This is a genomic window from Acinetobacter sp. TTH0-4, assembly GCF_015602665.1.
Classification (GTDB): Bacteria; Pseudomonadota; Gammaproteobacteria; order Pseudomonadales; family Moraxellaceae; genus Acinetobacter; species Acinetobacter albensis.
Genome location: NZ_CP059079.1, coordinates 2,299,822 through 2,318,776, shown reverse-complemented (window position 1 = coordinate 2,318,776; position 18,955 = coordinate 2,299,822). Strand labels below are relative to the sequence as shown.

The 18,955-nt window shown below is 38.8% G+C and carries 19 protein-coding genes and 2 rRNA genes; 6 read left to right on the top strand and 15 right to left on the bottom strand.

All coding sequences use genetic code 11. The features are described 5' to 3' along the window. The first annotated feature begins 183 nt into the window (after positions 1-183). Both H0S58_RS10840 and rrf read left to right on the top strand, forming a co-directional pair. Positions 184-3,077: ribosomal RNA gene (locus tag H0S58_RS10840) — 23S ribosomal RNA — on the top strand. A gap of 190 nt (positions 3,078-3,267) precedes the next feature. Beyond that, positions 3,268-3,382 (top strand): 5S ribosomal RNA (rrf, locus tag H0S58_RS10835). Between the two features lie 166 nt (positions 3,383-3,548). Here the strand turns inward: rrf and H0S58_RS10830 are convergent. The 9 genes from H0S58_RS10830 to rplM form a co-directional block, all read right to left on the bottom strand. Further along, the gene (locus H0S58_RS10830; RefSeq protein WP_195726523.1) at positions 3,549-3,962 is read right to left on the bottom strand and encodes a roadblock/LC7 domain-containing protein; all 414 of its coding nucleotides are present in this window, start codon (positions 3,960-3,962) and stop codon (positions 3,549-3,551) included. Between the two features lie 10 nt (positions 3,963-3,972). Further along, positions 3,973-4,515, bottom strand: a complete 543-nt coding sequence (locus tag H0S58_RS10825; RefSeq protein ID WP_195726522.1) for a GTP-binding protein — start codon at positions 4,513-4,515, stop codon at positions 3,973-3,975. Continuing rightward, complete coding sequence (locus tag H0S58_RS10820; protein ID WP_227592240.1) at positions 4,496-5,377, bottom strand: hypothetical protein; 882 nt, start codon at positions 5,375-5,377, stop codon at positions 4,496-4,498. Before H0S58_RS10820 ends, H0S58_RS10825 begins: the two co-directional genes overlap by 20 nt. Positions 5,378-5,574: 197 nt before the next feature. Further along, positions 5,575-5,934, bottom strand: a complete 360-nt coding sequence (locus H0S58_RS10815) for a roadblock/LC7 domain-containing protein (RefSeq protein ID WP_053579666.1) — start codon at positions 5,932-5,934, stop codon at positions 5,575-5,577. 390 nt (positions 5,935-6,324) lie between these two features. Further along, positions 6,325-6,987, bottom strand: a complete 663-nt coding sequence (locus H0S58_RS10810) for a hypothetical protein (RefSeq protein WP_195726521.1) — start codon at positions 6,985-6,987, stop codon at positions 6,325-6,327. Between the two features lie 24 nt (positions 6,988-7,011). Beyond that, positions 7,012-7,443: a ClpXP protease specificity-enhancing factor gene (locus tag H0S58_RS10805; protein WP_053579668.1), complete on the bottom strand. Its 432-nt coding sequence runs from the start codon at positions 7,441-7,443 to the stop codon at positions 7,012-7,014. 11 nt (positions 7,444-7,454) lie between these two features. Next, positions 7,455-8,108 carry a glutathione S-transferase N-terminal domain-containing protein gene (locus H0S58_RS10800; protein ID WP_053579669.1) on the bottom strand — a complete coding sequence of 218 codons (654 nt, stop codon included), beginning with the start codon at positions 8,106-8,108 and terminating at the stop codon, positions 7,455-7,457. A 283-nt stretch (positions 8,109-8,391) separates the two neighbouring features. Further along, a complete protein-coding gene (gene rpsI / locus H0S58_RS10795) occupies positions 8,392-8,778 on the bottom strand; it encodes a 30S ribosomal protein S9 (protein WP_004647927.1) in 387 nt (128 codons plus the stop codon). A gap of 13 nt (positions 8,779-8,791) precedes the next feature. Then, the gene (rplM, locus tag H0S58_RS10790) at positions 8,792-9,220 is read right to left on the bottom strand and encodes a 50S ribosomal protein L13 (RefSeq protein ID WP_053579670.1); all 429 of its coding nucleotides are present in this window, start codon (positions 9,218-9,220) and stop codon (positions 8,792-8,794) included. A 458-nt stretch (positions 9,221-9,678) separates the two neighbouring features. Between rplM and pdxA the strand changes: the two genes are divergently transcribed. The 3 genes from pdxA to H0S58_RS10775 are packed head-to-tail and all read left to right on the top strand — an operon-like array spanning position 9,679 to position 12,360. Then, a complete protein-coding gene (pdxA, locus tag H0S58_RS10785) occupies positions 9,679-10,647 on the top strand; it encodes a 4-hydroxythreonine-4-phosphate dehydrogenase PdxA (protein WP_195726520.1) in 969 nt (322 codons plus the stop codon). Positions 10,648-10,694: 47 nt separating this feature from the next. Continuing rightward, positions 10,695-11,507, top strand: coding sequence for a 16S rRNA (adenine(1518)-N(6)/adenine(1519)-N(6))-dimethyltransferase RsmA (gene rsmA / locus H0S58_RS10780; protein ID WP_053579672.1), 813 nt, complete (start codon positions 10,695-10,697; stop codon positions 11,505-11,507). A 1-nt stretch (position 11,508) separates the two neighbouring features. Beyond that, positions 11,509-12,360, top strand: coding sequence for a symmetrical bis(5'-nucleosyl)-tetraphosphatase (locus tag H0S58_RS10775; RefSeq protein WP_195726519.1), 852 nt, complete (start codon positions 11,509-11,511; stop codon positions 12,358-12,360). A gap of 60 nt (positions 12,361-12,420) precedes the next feature. Here the strand turns inward: H0S58_RS10775 and H0S58_RS10770 are convergent, their stop codons facing one another. The 5 genes from H0S58_RS10770 to hflX form a co-directional block, all read right to left on the bottom strand. After that, a complete protein-coding gene (locus H0S58_RS10770) occupies positions 12,421-12,870 on the bottom strand; it encodes a DUF2147 domain-containing protein (protein WP_195726518.1) in 450 nt (149 codons plus the stop codon). Between the two features lie 267 nt (positions 12,871-13,137). Next, the gene (locus tag H0S58_RS10765) at positions 13,138-13,584 is read right to left on the bottom strand and encodes a DUF2147 domain-containing protein (RefSeq protein WP_053579675.1); all 447 of its coding nucleotides are present in this window, start codon (positions 13,582-13,584) and stop codon (positions 13,138-13,140) included. Positions 13,585-13,675: 91 nt separating this feature from the next. Further along, on the bottom strand, positions 13,676-14,350 hold the full coding sequence (locus H0S58_RS10760; protein ID WP_053579676.1) for an LrgB family protein: 675 nt from the start codon (positions 14,348-14,350) through the stop codon (positions 13,676-13,678). Between the two features lie 10 nt (positions 14,351-14,360). Then, the gene (locus tag H0S58_RS10755) at positions 14,361-14,732 is read right to left on the bottom strand and encodes a hypothetical protein (protein ID WP_195726517.1); all 372 of its coding nucleotides are present in this window, start codon (positions 14,730-14,732) and stop codon (positions 14,361-14,363) included. A gap of 42 nt (positions 14,733-14,774) precedes the next feature. Continuing rightward, positions 14,775-16,106, bottom strand: coding sequence for a ribosome rescue GTPase HflX (hflX, locus tag H0S58_RS10750; RefSeq protein ID WP_195726516.1), 1,332 nt, complete (start codon positions 16,104-16,106; stop codon positions 14,775-14,777). A 347-nt stretch (positions 16,107-16,453) separates the two neighbouring features. Here hflX and H0S58_RS10745 point away from each other — a divergent pair, with 347 nt between their 5' ends. Continuing rightward, positions 16,454-17,299: a lysophospholipid acyltransferase family protein gene (locus H0S58_RS10745; protein WP_053579679.1), complete on the top strand. Its 846-nt coding sequence runs from the start codon at positions 16,454-16,456 to the stop codon at positions 17,297-17,299. Positions 17,300-17,303: 4 nt separating this feature from the next. On the opposite strand, the gene H0S58_RS10740 is transcribed toward H0S58_RS10745, so the two are convergent. Continuing rightward, entirely contained in the window at positions 17,304-18,908 is a 1,605-nt protein-coding gene (locus tag H0S58_RS10740) for a phospholipase D family protein (protein ID WP_411164192.1), read from the bottom strand. Positions 18,909-18,955: the final 47 nt, after the last annotated feature.

Here is an 18,955-nt window from a genome sequence, read left to right as displayed (position 1 = left end):
TTTCAATGACGAAGAAGAACTGAGAACTAGCGAAATTAACTGAATCAAGCGTTTTGGTAGATGAATTTAGATTGAAGCTGTACTGTAGTTAAATCTACAGACCACAAACTGTATGAGAAGGTCGTAAGGCTGACTCTGTTGTTACATCACTTGTAGGGTGTTAACGACTGTTTGGGGTTGTATAGTCAAGTAATTAAGTGCATGTGGTGGATGCCTTGGCAGTCAGAGGCGATGAAAGACGTAATAGCCTGCGATAAGCTCCGGGGAGGCGGCAAATATCCTGTGATCCGGAGATTTCTGAATGGGGAAACCCACTTACCATAAGGTAGGTATTGCATGATGAATACATAGTCATGCAAGGCGAACGAGGGGAAGTGAAACATCTCAGTACCCTTAGGAAAAGAAATCAATTGAGATTCCCTTAGTAGCGGCGAGCGAACGGGGATCAGCCCATTAAGTTATCTAAGTTTTAGTGGAATGCTCTGGGAAGTGCAACCGTAGTGGGTGATAGTCCTGTACACGAAAGGGCTTAGATAATGATGACGAGTAGGGCGGGGCACGTGAAACCTTGTCTGAATATGGGGGGACCATCCTCCAAGGCTAAATACTCCTGACTGACCGATAGTGAACCAGTACCGTGAGGGAAAGGCGAAAAGAACCCCTGTGAGGGGAGTGAAATAGATCCTGAAACCGCATGCATACAAGCAGTGGGAGCCGACTTGTTCGGTGACTGCGTACCTTTTGTATAATGGGTCAGCGACTTACATTCAGTAGCAAGGTTAACCGCATAGGGGAGCCGTAGAGAAATCGAGTCTTAATAGGGCGTTTAGTTGCTGGGTGTAGACCCGAAACCGGGTGATCTATCCATGAGCAGGTTGAAGGTTGGGTAACACTAACTGGAGGACCGAACCCACCGTCGTTGAAAAGCCGGGGGATGACTTGTGGATAGGGGTGAAAGGCTAATCAAACTCGGTGATAGCTGGTTCTCCCCGAAAGCTATTTAGGTAGCGCCTCGGACGAATACCATTGGGGGTAGAGCACTGTTTCGGCTAGGGGGTCATCCCGACTTACCAAACCGATGCAAACTCCGAATACCAATGAGTACTATCCGGGAGACAGACTGCGGGTGCTAACGTCCGTAGTCAAGAGGAAAACAATCCAGACCGCCAGCTAAGGCCCCAAAATTATAGTTAAGTGGGAAACGATGTGGGAAGGCATAGACAGCTAGGAGGTTGGCTTAGAAGCAGCCACCCTTTAAAGAAAGCGTAATAGCTCACTAGTCGAGTCGGCCTGCGCGGAAGATGTAACGGGGCTAAAACTATATGCCGAAGCTGCGGATTTGCAATTTATTGCAAGTGGTAGGGGAGCGTTCTGTAAGCCGATGAAGGTGGATTGAGAAGTCTGCTGGAGGTATCAGAAGTGCGAATGCTGACGTGAGTAACGACAATGCGAGTGAAAAACTCGCACGCTGAAAGACCAAGGGTTCCAGTCCAACGTTAATCGGGGCTGGGTGAGTCGACCCCTAAGGCGAGGCCGAGAGGCGTAGTCGATGGGAAATTGGTTAATATTCCAATACTTCTGTGTAATGCGATGAGAGGACGGAGAAGGTTAAGTCAGCCTGGCGTTGGTTGTCCAGGTGAAAGGTTGTAGGCATGCATCTTAGGCAAATCCGGGGTGCTCTATGCTGAGAACTGATAGCAAGCTGTACTTGTACAGTGAAGTGGCTGATACCATGCTTCCAGGAAAAGTCTCTAAGCTTCAGTTACACAGGAATCGTACCCGAAACCGACACAGGTGGTCAGGTCGAGTAGACCAAAGCGCTTGAGAGAACTCTGCTGAAGGAACTAGGCAAAATGGTACCGTAACTTCGGGAGAAGGTACGCTGTCGACGGTGATGGGATTTACTCCCTGAGCGGTTGACAGCCACAGAAACCAGGCCCCTGCAACTGTTTATTAAAAACATAGCACTCTGCAAACACGAAAGTGGACGTATAGGGTGTGATGCCTGCCCGGTGCTGGAAGGTTAATTGATGGGGTTAGCGTAAGCGAAGCTCTTGATCGAAGCCCCAGTAAACGGCGGCCGTAACTATAACGGTCCTAAGGTAGCGAAATTCCTTGTCGGGTAAGTTCCGACCTGCACGAATGGCATAATGATGGGGGCGCTGTCTCCAGCAGAGACTCAGTGAAATCGAATTCGCCGTGAAGATGCGGTGTACCCGCGGCTAGACGGAAAGACCCCGTGAACCTTTACTGCAGCTTGACATTGAACTTTGATCTTACTTGTGTAGGATAGGTGGGAGGCTTTGAAACCGAGACGCTAGTTTCGGTGGAGCCAATCTTGAAATACCACCCTGGTAATATTGAGGTTCTAACTCTGCTCCATAATCTGGAGCGAGGACCATGTCTGGTGGGTAGTTTGACTGGGGCGGTCTCCTCCTAAAGAGTAACGGAGGAGTACGAAGGTGCGCTCAGCGTGGTCGGAAATCACGCGTAGAGTATAAAGGCAAAAGCGCGCTTAACTGCGAGACCCACAAGTCGAGCAGGTACGAAAGTAGGTCTTAGTGATCCGGTGGTTCTGTATGGAAGGGCCATCGCTCAACGGATAAAAGGTACTCTGGGGATAACAGGCTGATACCGCCCAAGAGTTCATATCGACGGCGGTGTTTGGCACCTCGATGTCGGCTCATCTCATCCTGGGGCTGAAGCAGGTCCCAAGGGTATGGCTGTTCGCCATTTAAAGAGGTACGCGAGCTGGGTTTAGAACGTCGTGAGACAGTTCGGTCCCTATCTACCGTGGGCGTTGGAAATTTGAGAGGATCTGCTCCTAGTACGAGAGGACCAGAGTGGACGAACCTCTGGTGTACCGGTTGTAACGCCAGTTGCATCGCCGGGTAGCTATGTTCGGAAGGGATAACCGCTGAAAGCATCTAAGCGGGAAGCCTACCTCAAGATTAGATTTCCCTGTGACTTTATGTCACCTAAAGAGCCGTTGAAGACTACGACGTTGATAGGTTGGATGTGGAAGCATAGTGATATGTGAAGCTGACCAATACTAATTGCTCGTGAGGCTTGACTATACAACACCCAAACAGTTGTATTGCATCATCTAAGTGATTCAAAACCAAGCAATATACCCTTGATTTAGTTAACGCTACAAACTAAAATCTCAACTCAAATTTAATGTCTGTTAATAACTCTTTTGGTACAAAGTAAGGCTTACGAAATAAATCCCGTAAATAAGACCCGAACAAGTCCATAAACAGTTGTGCTGGCGACAATAGCAAGAGTGAACCACCTGATCCCTTCCCGAACTCAGAAGTGAAACCTCTTCGCGCTGATGGTAGTGTGGGGTTACCCATGTGAGAGTAAGTCATCGCCAGCTCATTATTCTAACCCCCCCTCAGTCTTAAGACTGAGGGGGGTTTTTCTATACATAATTTAAAAAGTGAAAAGTAAACTCTTAATGATTTCAAAAATCAAAATTCTCACTGTAGCCTAAGATTTGAATCAAACTACTCTCAAATACTTTGTAAGAAACATAGTGAGTGTTACATCGATTCTTTTTGTATTGAGTTACTTGCATGTTTTAACATGTAAAGTAATTGTCCTAAAAGTACATTTTTCTCAGCTAAAGCAATAATAATCATAGGGTGACTTTTAGACGGGATAGACGTTAATATTGCTTTACCATTTTCTGCATCTAAAGTAATGGACTGGCATCCAGTCAAGTGAATTTCTTGCATAAAAGCAGAGACCATAGCGAGGATTGAACAGCTTACAGCCGCTAATTTTCCATTGTTATAATGATCTTTTTTATGAATCGTCGCAAGTTCAAAGCCATCAGTTGAGCAGAGCATAATAAAATTTATGCCTGTCACGTTATTTATAACTTCTTGAATTTTTGATTTTGAAAATTCTATTAATTCTGCTGATGCCTCTCTATTATTTTGAAGTGCAAACATGTTGGCTCCTTTAAGTGGTTATTTGATGATTAACTTCTATAGATGTGATTAAGGCTTCAAGCAAAAGGAGAGAGTCTTCTTTTTTTCGTGCATCAATAAAAAAAAGTGGGGAATATAAATCTTGGCTAATCAGCCAATCCTTATAAATTAAAGTTGAATTTGTATTTTCTACATCAGTATGCGTAATACCAATTGCAATATTATCTGTATAGTTCTGAAAGGTTTCAATATAAGTTTCAAGTTCGGCGAGTGGATTGGCAACGGTATGATCAATTAAAATAATTGCGCCAATGGCACCTTTGCAGATAACCGACCAAATAAAGTCAAAACGACTTTGTCCTGGAGTGCCGTATAAGCCAATTTTAATCCCATCTTCAAGCATGACTTCGCCATAATCTATACCGATTGTTGTTTCCATTTTATTATGGCTTTGTTGGTCGGTATTAAAGGCTTCAGTAAGTAAGACAGGTATATCTGAGAGTGAACGAATAGCTTCTGTTTTACCAGCTCCCATAGAGCCTGCAAAAACGATTTTATGTTGTTGTAGAATCATCCAATATCCCCTTAAAATCCAAATTTTTGACGTAATTTACCCAAAAAACTTTTGATCGCATTTTTTCTTCTGATCGAATTTCTTGTGAGGGTGGGCTGTAATGTTTGTCCCAAACATTTATTTTTTCAATATTATTGGTTGCGATATTGGTTGCGACAAAGTGGCGTACTGTATTTTGAGGAAGTTGTAATTGCTCTGCTATTTTAGAAATTTTACCACCTTGTATAAAGCAAGCGGATAACTGAAAAATAACTTTTCTATTAAATTGATCTGTCGGTTTAGGCCATGAATAAATTTTGTAATGACCATCATCAGGAGTTAAATTGTAAAGTACTTCCGGTGAATTCCAGAATAAATTCCAGAGCCAATCCTGAAGTATAAAATGAGATTTACGCGAGACTTTTGTAAGATCAGATATATTGGCTAGATCATATTGAAAACTTTGGTTTGTGCTATTCGTTGCTCTTTCTGGATTGATCCAAGCAATATTTTGAATGGGCTGTATAACAGCTAAGGTTCCCATTTCATCTTGTAAATGCAATTTTGAGTGATTTTCTATGTCATTCAAATTCAGAAAAAACTTCTTATTTAATAATGCTAGAGGTGTGCTTGATGGTTCTTCTAATCGATAATTTTCTTGAGTACGATTCATTAAATGATGCTTAATCCAATCATATAATACTGATTGTTCAGTTATGGGTAAAAATAATGTGTCATTTTCAATTTGAAATTGGCTTTTTAAGGATTTAGAGACTTTTAGCCATGGAAAGTGATTTTTTCTAATTAGGCGTTGGATACCTTCAGTTTCATAAAAATGCTCATGAATAAAAAGACAGTCAATATTTTGATCTGAAGCGGTCATCCATTTGATCATATAATCGTGTGAAATTAGGTGTCGTAACTGGAGTTTTAATTCTTCAGAATGATGGATACTTAATCCGACGATTGCAATATTGAAGCTTTTTTTATTCATATCATCCCTAGTTGATTATTGGGTTTATAAGGACATTTAATAAATTAAAGCCCTTTATATTCAAATATAAAAGGCTTTAATAGGGCTTAAGAAAAGTCTAGACCTTTCTCATAGCCTTTTAATTCATGGCGCGCCATCGCTAAATTGGCTTTATTGCGATCAAGCACTAAATAAAGAAAAACATTTTCATTTTTCTCAAGTGGGCGAATCAAGTGATATTGCTTACCCAGTGTAATTAAAATATCTTCGATGCTATCATTTAGGTTTAAAGCTTTTGCCACACGTCGTTTTGAACGTACCACTTCTGTATTGCCTGCAGCAGCTAATTCTAGGTCAATATCACCGCCCCCTTGTGTTGCAAGTGCTAATCCACTTTCGCCATCAACTAATGCAGCTGCGTGGAAACCGTCGATACTTGTTAATGAATCAAGTGATACTTTAGCCATAATTATTTTCTCTCTATGATTGTTATACGTTTTTTGCCTGCTTAAATGATTGGTTAACAAGCTAATTTGATTATAGAAGTGTAAAAAATTTATCAACGGAATTTATTTTTTGGTCAAATCTTGCCCAGATTGAAATTATGAGTAATGATATTTTTGGTCATTAAGGTTGTGATGGAGTTTACACTTTTATGTGCTTATATTGAGTTTCTATTCTATTTTTAGTCACAATAAGATATTTATTGGGTAATCTAATTAAATGTAAGTAAATGTAAATATTGCAAAAAAAATCATAAAGCTACATAATTTAAAATACTGTTACATAAGTTAATGGTATGTAACAGTATTAAGAGAGAGCATTAAATAGTCAGTGCTTAAGTTGTATTTTAAGGATTAAACAAAGATTTGAGTTACTGCCGAATATAAAATGCAGAGTACGACTACAGCAACCAAAGGTTCTAAAATTTTTGACCAAGTTGGAACTGCGTTAATTGTTGATTCTGAATAGCTAAGTATATCTTCATTTGTTGGTGTATGTTGCTGACTGACCATTTGATTAAATTCCTTCATGGTTGTATCTAATGATATTTCTTCTTGAACAATAGGTTTAGAACCTTTTAATTCTACTAAATCATTTGTTGACCAAACCCAATCAGATGCTTGACCTGAAAGGTGCTCGATTTGCCCAAGAAGTAATTCTCGCAGCCCTGAAATTTGCAAGTTTCCAATATCGTTCAACTGTTTAAGTTCCACTAATTGTAATTTTAGCACTTCTGCGACAGTATCTTCTAAATCTTGTTTGGCTAAACCAGATTGATTCTTTTCAAAAGTAATAAGGTGGCGCGCCACTTCTTGAGAAAAAAGATCATCAGGTGAGCAAATTTCTTGATACATTTTTTTTTCATCAGAGCGCCAAAGTGTAATTAATTTACCTAACACTAAAGCATTAATTTCTGATAAATATTCTTTCTTTTCTTGTTTGGCATATTGCGTTAAAAGCTGTGGTTTTTGATTGTTAATTTGCTCGGCGAAATATTGTACTAAGTCAAAAGCCATGAATCATTTACTCCTTTTTTTATTTTAATCTAATAATCGTAAGCTCGGTTTTTTCTTCGCTTGTTTGGTGTCTTCAGAAGTCACTGACGGTTCTAATGGATTTTCTGATGTTTGAATATCACTATACTCATTTGGATCAAAAAATAAGCCTTGGCCATTTTCACGTGCATAAATCCCAATAACCGCATTAAAAGGAACATAGATGTCGCGTGAAACACCACCAAATCGTGCTGAGAAAGTGATTGTTTCATTGCTCATATTAAATTGGTGTACTGCATGTGGCGCTATATTTAAAACAATCTGACCATCTTGAATATATTGTTCAGGAAGCAGGCTATTCGGTTGAGTCGCATCTACAAGCAAATGAGGGGTGAGGTTGTTGTCACAAATCCATTCATAGATTGCACGCGCTAAATACGGACGGGTCGGAGTGAGATTTAATTCCTGTTCAGACATTGAAATATACTCTATTGATTAACTAAAATTTCGCGATATTTATTTTTTTCCTGCATGGTCATCGATTTTATAAAAGCAGGACGAGCAAATATGCGTTGGCAATATAATAAAATAGGACGGCAATGCTGTTTAGGAAGTTCAACGCCCATTGCATTTAAGCGTAAGAAAATAGGCGCTAACATACAATCTAAAATTGTAAAATTTTCCGACATAAAATATGGAAAATGTTGAAACAAAGGCGTAAGTGAAATCAAAATATCTCGTAATTGCTTTTGCGCATCTAATTTTTCTTTTTGAGTCAAGCTATCAGGATGGCGCAGCATGATATCTGCTAATTTGAGCCAATCTTGTTCAAATCGCCAAATATATTGACGTTGTTCCGAGCGCGACATGGGTGCATCAGCATATAGCTTATTTTGTCGATAACGATCATCTAAATATTCAGAAATAATACTACTATTGAATAATTTAAGTTCATTTTCTATGAGCATCGGAACATGATTATAGGGATTTAAACTGGCGAGATCTTCATCATCTTCATCCACAATAATAAGGTGATATTTAATTTGCTTTTCCGCAAGAACATAACGAATCCAGTGTGAGCGAAAGTCATCAGCATGGCTATAAAGTGTAATTCCTTGAAGCGGAGCGGTTTCGATGGACATAATCCCAAGCAAATTAAAATCAATAGACTAGGATACTAAAATTCACTCTGAAAATCACGATAACTGACAAGAGAAATAGGCTTCTTCGGCATGGATTGGTATTGATTCAGTTAAGTCCATCAATATTTTTTGAATATAGCCGAGTAAGATGGTGGAATTTTGCTGTGTGATAATTGGGTTTTATCTGAGTGTTGTCTAAATTTTGGTTGTATTTCAGATCAATATTCAAAACATAAAAAAGCCTTGGATATACCAAGGCTTTTTGTCCGATTCGGTAAACGAATTAACGTTTAGAGAACTGAGGACGTTTACGCGCTTTACGTAAACCAAGTTTCTTACGTTCAACTTCACGAGCATCACGAGTAACGAAACCAGCTTGACGAAGAGCAGGTTTTAAAGTTTCGTCAGAAGCGATCAAAGCACGAGTAATACCGTGACGGATAGCGCCAGCTTGACCACCAATACCACCACCAGCAACAGTGATGTAAAGGTCAAACTTTTCAGTAACTTCAAGAAGCTCTAAAGGTTGACGAACTACCATACGAGCAGTTTCACGACCAAAATATTGTTCAAGAGTACGGTTGTTGATTACGAGTTTGCCTGTACCAGCTGACAAGAAAACACGTGCAGTTGCGGTCTTACGGCGACCTGTACCATAATTAGTAGCCATGTGCTGTTATCCCTTAGATGTCCAAAACTTGTGGCTGTTGAGCAGTATGAGGGTGCTCAGAACCAGCGTACACTTTCATTTTTTTGATCATTGCATAACCAAGAGGACCTTTTGGTAACATACCTTTTACAGCTTTTTCTAAAACTGATTCAGGTTTGTGAGCGATTAACTTTTCAAAGTTAGTCTCACGGATACCACCAGGGAAACCAGTATGGCGATAGTATTTCTTATCCTGAGCTTTTTTACCTGTTACAGTAATTTCTTCAGCATTGATAACAACGATGTAATCACCAGTATCAACGTGCGGAGTATAAGAAGTTTTATGCTTACCGCGTAAACGACGAGCGATTTCAGTCGCAAGGCGACCTAAAGTTTTGCCAGAAGCATCAACAACATACCAGTCATGTTGAACTTCAGCAGGCTTAGCGCTGAGAGTTTTCATTAAACCACTACCTATTATAGTTGGTTTGGACTATGGAATCTGTCCAAACAAAAGGAGACGGAATTCTACCTGAAAGTCAGTAGAACCACAATGAAAATATAGAATTTCAAGCGCTGTATTTTAAAAGAACAAGATGCAAAATGAAAGGATTCTGATAAATAAAAGCGACAGTCGGTGAAGTGATTTCAAAATAAGATCAAAACTGTTGTAGGCCTTTTTTTACGAAGTATTTTAGCTACTCGATATAAGGATATTTTGAAATAAAAAAATTAATGTAGAGTCTGAAGAATATTTTAAATATCGAATGTTTCGCGAAGCATAAATTGATTTTATTTTAAATATTTCAGTGTGAGCTTTCATATCAGATTATGCTAATTGTTTTGTTTGATCCGACCTTGAATCCTTATATTTATGAATCAGAGTATAATCAACCTACACTGAGTTCACTTGGATAAAGCATGCTTCCTTTATATGTCACCAGCGGCGAACCTGCGGGTATAGGTCCGGATATTTGTCTAACTTTGGCAGAGCGTCATGATGAGCGTCCAATTGTGGTATTGGCTGATATCAACTTATTAAAGCAACGTGCTGATATTTTAAATCAAAAAGTAAAATTAATTGAATATCAAGGACAGTGTGACGCTGCTGCATCTGGTCAACTTTATGTAGAACATGTTCCTTTAAAAGCAGCAGTTGTACTGGGTGAATTGGATACGCAGAATTCAGCTTATGTATTGGAACAACTACGTCGTTCTGCCGAATATGCCATGTTAGGTAAAAGTGTGGGTGTGGCGACTGCCCCTGTACAAAAATCAGTGATTAATGATGCGGGTATCCACTTCAGTGGACATACGGAGTATTACCAAGAGTTTGCAGATGTTAAACGGGTCGTCATGATGCTGGCCACCAAAAACTTACGTGTGGCTTTGGCAACGACACATTTGGCCTTAAGAGATGTTCCTCAGGCAATTACCAAACAACGTCTACATCAAGTGATCGATATTCTAATTCATGATTTAAAAACCAAATTTAAGATAGAGCATCCACATATTCTTGTTTGTGGTTTAAATCCACACGCAGGTGAGGGAGGCTATTTAGGTATGGAAGAAATTGAGATAATTAATCCTGTGCTGGAAAGTTATCGTGCTCAAGGTGTGAACATGAGTCTGAGTCTGCCTGCCGATACCTTATTTACCCCAGAAAATTTAAAAGATGCCGATGCGGTTCTGGCAATGTATCACGATCAGGGCTTACCTGTGTTAAAATCACAAGGCTTTGGTGAAGCCATTAATATTACTTTAGGCTTACCTCTTATTCGAACTTCAGTTGATCATGGTACAGCGCTTTCACTAGCAGGTACTGGACTGGCAAAAAGTTCAAGCTTACATGTTGCTGTCGATTTAGCCCTAGATTTAGCCAGTCACTAATTTTTAGTGAAGGTTTTAAATGATTACGTCACGTTGGAAATGTTTTTATGTATCAAATTAATGCCTTAAACCCAAAACAAGAAGGGCATCAGGCTCGTAAACGATTTGGTCAAAACTTTTTACATGACCAACGTGTGATTGCTAAAATTGTACGTTCGGTCAATCCACGTCCTGGGGAAAATATTCTCGAAATTGGACCCGGTTTAGCAGCCTTAACCTCACCACTTATTGGGGAGTGTGATGCTTTAACTGTGATTGAGCTAGATCGAGATTTGGCAGCTGGGTTACCCGGTCGTGTTCCTCATCCTGAACGACTGACGATTATTGAAGCAGATGCTTTGAAGTATGATTATTCTGAATTATTTAAAGAAGATCGACCATTACGTGTAGTCGGTAATTTGCCTTATAACATTTCAACACCATTACTTTTTCATCTTTTAGAATTTGGCGACAAAGTTAAAGATATGCACTTTATGTTGCAAAAAGAAGTGGTTGATCGTATTACAGCTTCCCCAAATACCAAAGAATATGGGCGTTTGTCAGTCATGATTCAATATTACTGCAAACCGACATTTTTATTTGAAGTTCCACCGGGTTCTTTTAATCCGCCCCCTAAGGTAACTTCAGCTGTATTTCGATTAGAGCCCTATGCGATCAAACCGATTGTGGCCAAAAATGAAAAAGCTTTGGCGCGTTTGGTTTCACATGTTTTTACTCAGCGTCGTAAAACCTTGCGTAATAGTTTGAAAGGAATGTTAGCAGAGGATGGATTCGAAAAGACGGGGATTGATCCAATGGCACGTCCTGAAACATTAACCATGGCTCAATTTGTTGCATTGTCTGATCAAATGGTGGCTTAAAGTGACGCGTTCCAATATTCGCTATAACTACGTGATTGGTGATGTACAAGGCTGTTTTGAAGCTTTGAAAGCACTTTTGAAACGCATTCAATTTGACCCTGAACAAGATTTTATTTGGTTTGCAGGTGATTTGGTTGCACGTGGTGAGAATTCTGTTGGTGCGCTACGTTTTATTAAAAAACTGGTTGAAAGGAATGCTGCTGCAACTGTATTGGGGAATCATGATCTGACACTTTTAGCCTGTGCCCGAGGTTTAAAAGAGCTGAAGGAAAAAGACAATACTCGTGATGTGATTGATGCGATTGATAGTGATGAATTAATTGATTGGTTACGTAAACAGCCCTTGTGTCTTTTCCCCAATCAACAGACCATTCTGACGCATGCAGGTATTCCTTGTATTTGGTCTGCAGAGCAAACAGCTGCTTTGGCAAAAGAGATTGAAGCGGTGATCGGACACGATGACTTTGCTGTAGTGGATGCTTTCTTGGCCGATATGTATGGTAAAGAGCCAACCTTGTGGTTAGATGATTTAGAAGGTAATGCTCGATTACGTTGTATTACCAACTATTTGACCCGTATGCGTTTAACTGACATGACAGGGCGACTCGAATTTAGTTTTAAAGATGCACTGGATGATCCTATGCCAAAAGGTTTCAAACCCTGGTTTGAGTTTGAGTCAAAGGCTACGAAAACGCATCAATTATTTTTTGGACACTGGGCTGCATTGCAGGCTGAAACCATTAACTCGCAGATTCAGAATGTTGATGGGGGTTGTGTTTGGGGTAATCATTTGGTGGCTTATCGTTTAGAAGATCAAGAGATTTTTAGAGTAGAAAATCCTCAACCACTTTAAATATCTATAAAACCCATATAAAAAATGCAGTGTGATTTTTTATATGGGTTTGACTCGGTTTTAATCCAAACGAATCCAAGTTTGGCTACGACCTAAGGCTGAAACACCCACGTAGGCTCTCATGGTTAAACGTTTGTCTGATGCATTAAGTTTCATTTTTGCATCATAAATTTTACCCGATAATGGATCAATAATACGCCCTTTTTCATAGTTTTTGGTGCCTTCTACATGTTTCAAACCTTTCAATATTTCCATCCCTAAAATGGGTTGATTGGTGTAAGGCGCTGGACATTTATTACATATTTCACGTGGGGTATAGCCTACACGAGGTGTAACTTTAGTAATTTTTCCTGTAAAGGTATTATTGGCTTCTTTGCGAATTTCAATAATTGCTTTAGGTGAGCCTGTTTTATCATCAATTTGTTGCCAAGTTCCAGATATATCTTGTGCCCATAGATTTACGCTAAAAAAAATACTCGCGAAGAACACAAGCCCTTTATTCTTTTTCATATCAATTCCTTTGATGTGTAAACAGCCATTTGGTTATTGCTGTTACGATAGTATTATTCTATGTGAAATAGTCAAGTAAAATAATTAAAAATCAGCCTGTTTTAATAGTTTATTTTTATCAATTCTGCCAAGAATAATAGGGATCTTCTACTGTGAAAAACTTAAACATTTAATAAAGTAAAATTGAACGAAATAAAAACGTCTGATACTTTGCCATATCAGACGTTGCTATCAAATCCATCAGATGATTAGAGAATCAGAAAAGAATTAGTCGTTTCGAATCCATGTTTGACTGCGTCCAAGTGCAGAAACACCGACGTAACCTCGGAGCGTAAGACGCTTTCCGTTGTTACTCAATTTAGCTTTCATACTGTAAATATTACCTGTGAGAGGATCAATAATTTTACCTTTATTATAGTTAGATCCTTCAGCATGCTTTAAACCTTTTAGCACATCCATGCCTAAAATAGGTTTATTGGTATATGGAGCGGGACATTTAATACAAATTTCTTTAGGGGTATATCCTGGGCGAGGCGTTACTTTAATGATCTTCGCTGTGTAAGATTGATCTGCTTCTTGGCGAATTTCAAGGATAGCTTTAGACGAACCCGTCTTGTCATCAATATTTTTCCAAGTCCCTGTAATATCTTCAGCAAAAGCAATGCTACTTAACGTAGAAAAAAGCAATACTGTTAAAAATTTAACTTTTCCCATTAATCGATTCCTTTTCGAATAACTTTATGAAGCATCTTGTATCTTAAGGCTATTATTTATACGAGACAATCCTTTATTTATATTCTTTCAGTCACATTTTTTGCAAATAAAGTATGAAGGTTGGCAGCCATATTGCCGTAAATACTGCATTTACTGCCATTCCAAATGCTGCATAACGTCCTGCTACACTGCCACGTTGCCATGCTTGAGCTGTGCCAATGGCATGTGCAGCTAGACCGAGTGCAAGTCCAGAGGCGCGTTCATCATGAATGTGACGTAGAATAAATGGAGAAAATGCTGCACCAATCACGCCCGATAAAATGACAATCAAAATAACGAGCGTTAAAGGTGCATGTAATAAAGTTGCGATATTAATCGCAATCGGTGTAGTTACTGCACGTGTAGCAAAAGCCATAATACTGGCATCGGATAGATGGAGTAAATAAGCCAATCCCATCGGTAAAGCAACAGCGCTGATACTGGCAAAAACTAAAATTCCAACGATCGCTTTGAGTGGTAGATCGTCATAACGCATTGCTGCAAGTGGAATTGCCAAGGCAACAGTGACATAGCCTAATAAATGGTTAAATAAAGGATTGATTTGGATAAGATAAGATTCATAAGGCAAACCAAATATAAAAAGTAAGCCAATAATAAAAAACATCCCAAATACAATTACTGGAATTTGTGGTAGTTTTTTATTCATGGGTTTGGCCATTAGATAGGCTGCAAGAGTCAATATAAAAGCGTAAAGCACTGCTAACATTAACTTTCTCCTATAACCAGCGCTTGGCCATTTTTGCGTAAATCCATAATGGAATAAGTGTGCTAATACACATTACTGCAAGAAAAGCTGGAATTTCTTTGCCCATGTGAACCAACATAATCAGTGAACCTGCACTCACTGGTAAAAAAGCAAATGCACTTTCTTTCATGATTTTATTGTTGGTATCAATTAGACGTGCGGGTAATTTATGTACGTTCCGCCAGATAAATAAGGTGATTAATAGCGCAATTAAACCGACTAAATTGCCCAATTCAGGATGCTTTAATTGTGTCATTAACCAAACTGCTCCCTCGCGAAAACAGATGATCAAAACAAGAGTGCCAATCCATGCAGTCCAGTCGATTCTTTTTATCCAGTTCATGTGCTTCAAATTTTAAATGATACTTATCATGTTTTAACTGATTTACTTTTTGATTTCAAATTCTTCAAGAGGTTTTTTAAATTGAAGCGCTTTGGAACCTAAAATTTCATCAATCGGTAAATGTGACTGTTTGATCAACTGCTCAAGCTTTTGCGGAGCAATTATAATGTGTAAATGCAAATTACCCGCTTCATCATGATTTTCAGTTTGAATGACATTGAGTGCATATAATTGAGTGCGCAATTTTCCATATTCTGGTTTTAGTACCAATTCAAAACTTTGTAACTGTCCCATCAAGCATTCTTGTACCGCTTGACGTAATAGTCCTAAACCTTGTTGGGAATGTGCTGACACATAGACACGATCGGGTAAATGTGGTTTGGCATAAACAATTTTAGCATCTTCATTGCTCAAATCGATTTTGTTATAGACACGTAAGACGGGCACATTGACGCCAATTTCTTTTAAAACCTTTTCCACCGCTTCAATCTGTTCCAACATATCTGGACTGCTTGAATCAATAACATGGAGCAATAAAGTGGCTTCTAATGTTTCTTCTAGAGTGGCTTTAAAAGATTCAACCAAGGCATGTGCAAGATTACGGACAAAACCCACCGTATCGGCAAGCACTAAAGCCCCAATTCCATCCCAATTTAAACGACGTAGCGTGGGGTCGAGTGTGGCAAAGAGTTGATCAGCGGCGTATACCTCAGAATGAGCCAAAATATTAAATAAAGTAGATTTACCCGCATTGGTATAACCGACTAAAGAGACCGTCGGAATAGCGGCTTTTTGACGCGCTGCACGTCCTTGAATCCGCGTTTGACGTACTTTTTCTAGTTTGTCTTTGAGCTGTCCAATACGTAAACGAAGTAGGCGACGATCTGTTTCTAATTGTGTTTCACCTGGTCCGCGTAATCCAATTCCGCCTTTTTGGCTGTCTAAATGAATGCCACCACCGACCAGTCGTGAAGATAAATAATCTAATTGTGCCAATTCGACTTGAAGTTTGCCTTCATGTGTACGCGCACGTTGTGCAAAAATATCTAAAATGAGACGAGTACGATCAATCACTCGACATTGCATGACTCGTTCTAAATTACGTTCTTGAGATGGGCTTAAGGCATGATCAAAAATGACCAAATCGGCTTCAATCATTTTGGCTAATTCAGCAATTTCTTCTGCTTTGCCCGAACCGATAAACAATTTAGGGTCTGGTTTAATGCGTTGAGCGGTAATATGTTCCAAAATTTCAGCGCCAGCAGATTGAGCCAATAAACGAAATTCCTCAGCATCAAGGTCATCTAAAAGCTGTACAGATACACTGACCAATATTGCCCGTTCTTTACCTTGACGTTGCTCAGAATATTCCACTAATGACCATCTCGACGATTAAAACTTTATTCTAGTAGAAAAGAAGTGGTGAAAGTAAAAAATAGCAATAACTTAAGTATGATTGCTATCAATGTATTGATTTTAGAATAAGATTATATCATTCAGTTTTCTAAGAAAATTCCTTATTTTTATCGTTTGCTGTTTGAATCTGCTTTTTTAACCCTGTGTATTTTAAAATTAACCTTCAAGATTGCAAAACTTTAGAGATAAAGGTATTAAATAAAAAATTAATTTCGATTTTTAAGATCAATGCAAGATCAAGTGGGACAGTATAGAATGACAGAAAATAACCGTGTAATGCTACATCTGGACTTAGTGATCAATTTATGACTCAATCTTCTATAACTGAACATATCTCGTTAAATAGTGTGTCTAAATTTTTTCTCTACAGTAAAAAAGTATTGGCAACCATGGGGGTGATTTCACAGGGATTTTATTTGGTCTATCGTCACGGATTATATAAAGAACCGAATCATCCTAACAATACGCGTTATGTACAATATTTCTGCCGACAGTTAAGTAAGGTCTTTAATATTGAAGTTGAAATTCATGGAGAAATCCCTCAAGAACCAGCACTTTGGGTCAGCAATCATGTTTCTTGGTTGGATATCGCCGTTTTAGGTTCAGGTGCAAGAGTATTCTTTTTGGCCAAAGCAGAAATTGAAAAATGGCCGTTATTGGGCAAGCTTGCAAAAGGTGGTGGAACACTCTTTATTAAACGGGGTTCTGGAGATTCAGTCAGAATTCGTGAACAAATCACCTCATTTTTAAAACACGATATTCCAGTTTTATTTTTTCCAGAAGCGACGACATCGGATGGTTCTAAAATCAAAAAAATTTATGGCCGCATTTTAGGTGCAGCCATTGAAGCCAATCGTCCCGTTCAAATTTGTCTGATTTGTTATGTGAATCAAGCGGGTGAGTTGGATAATATCGCACCATTTATCGATGATATTCGTTTTATTGATCATGTCAAAAATGTACTCGAAATGCCAAAAGTGACAGCCCATTTAATCGCATTGCAACCGATTGCTGTACAGGGACATACAGTCGAGACCTTAACACAAGAAGTTCAAGCCCAGATGATAGAAGGGTTAGCACGTTTACAGCAAAAAGTTCTGATGCCTCATCCTGAAAAAATAGCCAATGAAAATCGTTATGTTGGCTCTTAAGGCTTTACATAAAGCCTTCGATAGGGAGCCATGAAATGACTTTTATACCTGCTTTCTGCCACCACTTCATTTTAGGTTCTGTGGAATAAGTCTTGATGTTGCCATCATGCTGTTTAATTTTCCAATTAATTTTATTGTTGGCATTTAGAACCAGTTTATAAGCATATTTAGATAAATTTTCATCCATGGTGGTATGGATAGATTGAGCTAAGCTGGGGCTATTCAATAGAACACCAATTTCAGTGTTCAAATAAGCAGAACGTGGATCAAAATTAAAAGAGCCAATAAAAACCTGTTTCTGATCAATCGCCATCATTTTGGCATGCAGGCTAGAGCGACTTAATCCTTTTAAACTTACTTTGGCTTTTTCTGCAATTTCATCGGTATTAATATTGAGATTTTCAGTTTCAGGTGCAGCCAAAAACTCATAAAGTTCAACCTGATTTTTTAACAAATCTTTTCGATATTTTCCATAAAAAGCATGGACTAAAAACACATCATTGGCTTTAAACGAATTGGTTAATACTCGAACATGGACATTGGTTTGAGCCAAATCACTGAGCATTTTTTCGCCTTTTTTCTCAGGCACAAAATAAGCTGAAATAATATCGACACTCTGTTCAGGTTTTTGTAATTGGTGAATTAACTGGAAATTCAAATGCTGCTCTTTTTTTGCTTTGGCTCTAATTTTACTGGGTGAGTCGCTGACCACCTCGGCTTTTACCCAATCAAACTGAATGCTTTTATTGAGCCAGTTTTCAAAGGCATGTGAACGCGTGGCTAAATCAAGATAGTTTTGGACGGTGATGGTTTGAGCATGTTGTTCGAGCTGTTGTTTTAAATTTGGGAAACGCAATGAATAATGTCGAGCATTGACAATTTGTTTGACTGGAAAAGCATAATCATCGTTCCAATAGTCATCAAAAGAATGAATAATTTCATCGGAAGCAGAGCCAACCAACATTACATCTACATCAGAAAACTGATAATTGTCGCTGACATTGTAATATTGGTTACTCATATTGCGGCCGCCAATTAAAGCAATTTGGTTGTCTGCAATAAAACTTTTATTGTGCATACGGCGGTTAATACGCTTTAAATCCAGCACCATATCCATGGCACGATAATGTCTAAAACGATAAGGATTATACAATTTGACATCAATATTTTGATGTTGATCGAGCGCTAAATAAATTCCTTCCATTTTTTTTGCATTATTATCATCCATCAATAAACGGACTTTGACTCCACGATCTGCGGCTTGAATAATAGAGTAGAGCGCAAGTGAGCCAATTTTATCGTTGTCCCAAATATAATATTGTAAATCTAGTGTTTTTTCTGCTTTATTAATCAAATGGATACGTGCAGCCAATGCTTCCAACGGATCATACAAGACATGATAACCCGTCAGATTGGGGTATTGTTCTCGTAATGGTAAAACAATTTTTGCCAATGAGCTTTGTTCTGTTGGCGTATCAAAGGCATATTCAATCGGCTGAGGAGGTTGCTTGGGCAGGGTCGAACAGGCAGGAATACCTAAAATAAGGCTGCAACTCATCAAAACCGCAGTTTTGTAGACGTGAAGACCACGTAACTGAGCGTTTTTGATTTTGAATATTGTATGAGTTGAGCGCGCCATATTTTATAAACAAGTGC

Excerpts from the sequence above, each read along its gene's own strand:
- H0S58_RS10830 (WP_195726523.1), bottom strand. The coding sequence starts at position 3,962 with ATGTTTGCACTTCAAAATAATAGAGAGGCATCAGCAGAATTAATAGAA.
- H0S58_RS10825 (WP_195726522.1), bottom strand. The coding sequence starts at position 4,515 with ATGATTCTACAACAACATAAAATCGTTTTTGCAGGCTCTATGGGAGCT.
- H0S58_RS10820 (WP_227592240.1), bottom strand. The coding sequence starts at position 5,377 with ATGACCGCTTCAGATCAAAATATTGACTGTCTTTTTATTCATGAGCAT.
- H0S58_RS10815 (WP_053579666.1), bottom strand. The coding sequence starts at position 5,934 with ATGGCTAAAGTATCACTTGATTCATTAACAAGTATCGACGGTTTCCAC.
- H0S58_RS10810 (WP_195726521.1), bottom strand. The coding sequence starts at position 6,987 with ATGGCTTTTGACTTAGTACAATATTTCGCCGAGCAAATTAACAATCAA.
- H0S58_RS10805 (WP_053579668.1), bottom strand. The coding sequence starts at position 7,443 with ATGTCTGAACAGGAATTAAATCTCACTCCGACCCGTCCGTATTTAGCG.
- H0S58_RS10800 (WP_053579669.1), bottom strand. The coding sequence starts at position 8,108 with ATGTCCATCGAAACCGCTCCGCTTCAAGGAATTACACTTTATAGCCAT.
- rpsI (WP_004647927.1), bottom strand. The coding sequence starts at position 8,778 with ATGGCTACTAATTATGGTACAGGTCGCCGTAAGACCGCAACTGCACGT.
- rplM (WP_053579670.1), bottom strand. The coding sequence starts at position 9,220 with ATGAAAACTCTCAGCGCTAAGCCTGCTGAAGTTCAACATGACTGGTAT.
- pdxA (WP_195726520.1), top strand. The coding sequence starts at position 9,679 with ATGCTTCCTTTATATGTCACCAGCGGCGAACCTGCGGGTATAGGTCCG.
- rsmA (WP_053579672.1), top strand. The coding sequence starts at position 10,695 with ATGTATCAAATTAATGCCTTAAACCCAAAACAAGAAGGGCATCAGGCT.
- H0S58_RS10770 (WP_195726518.1), bottom strand. The coding sequence starts at position 12,870 with ATGAAAAAGAATAAAGGGCTTGTGTTCTTCGCGAGTATTTTTTTTAGC.
- H0S58_RS10765 (WP_053579675.1), bottom strand. The coding sequence starts at position 13,584 with ATGGGAAAAGTTAAATTTTTAACAGTATTGCTTTTTTCTACGTTAAGT.
- H0S58_RS10760 (WP_053579676.1), bottom strand. The coding sequence starts at position 14,350 with ATGTTAGCAGTGCTTTACGCTTTTATATTGACTCTTGCAGCCTATCTA.
- H0S58_RS10755 (WP_195726517.1), bottom strand. The coding sequence starts at position 14,732 with ATGAACTGGATAAAAAGAATCGACTGGACTGCATGGATTGGCACTCTT.
- H0S58_RS10745 (WP_053579679.1), top strand. The coding sequence starts at position 16,454 with ATGACTCAATCTTCTATAACTGAACATATCTCGTTAAATAGTGTGTCT.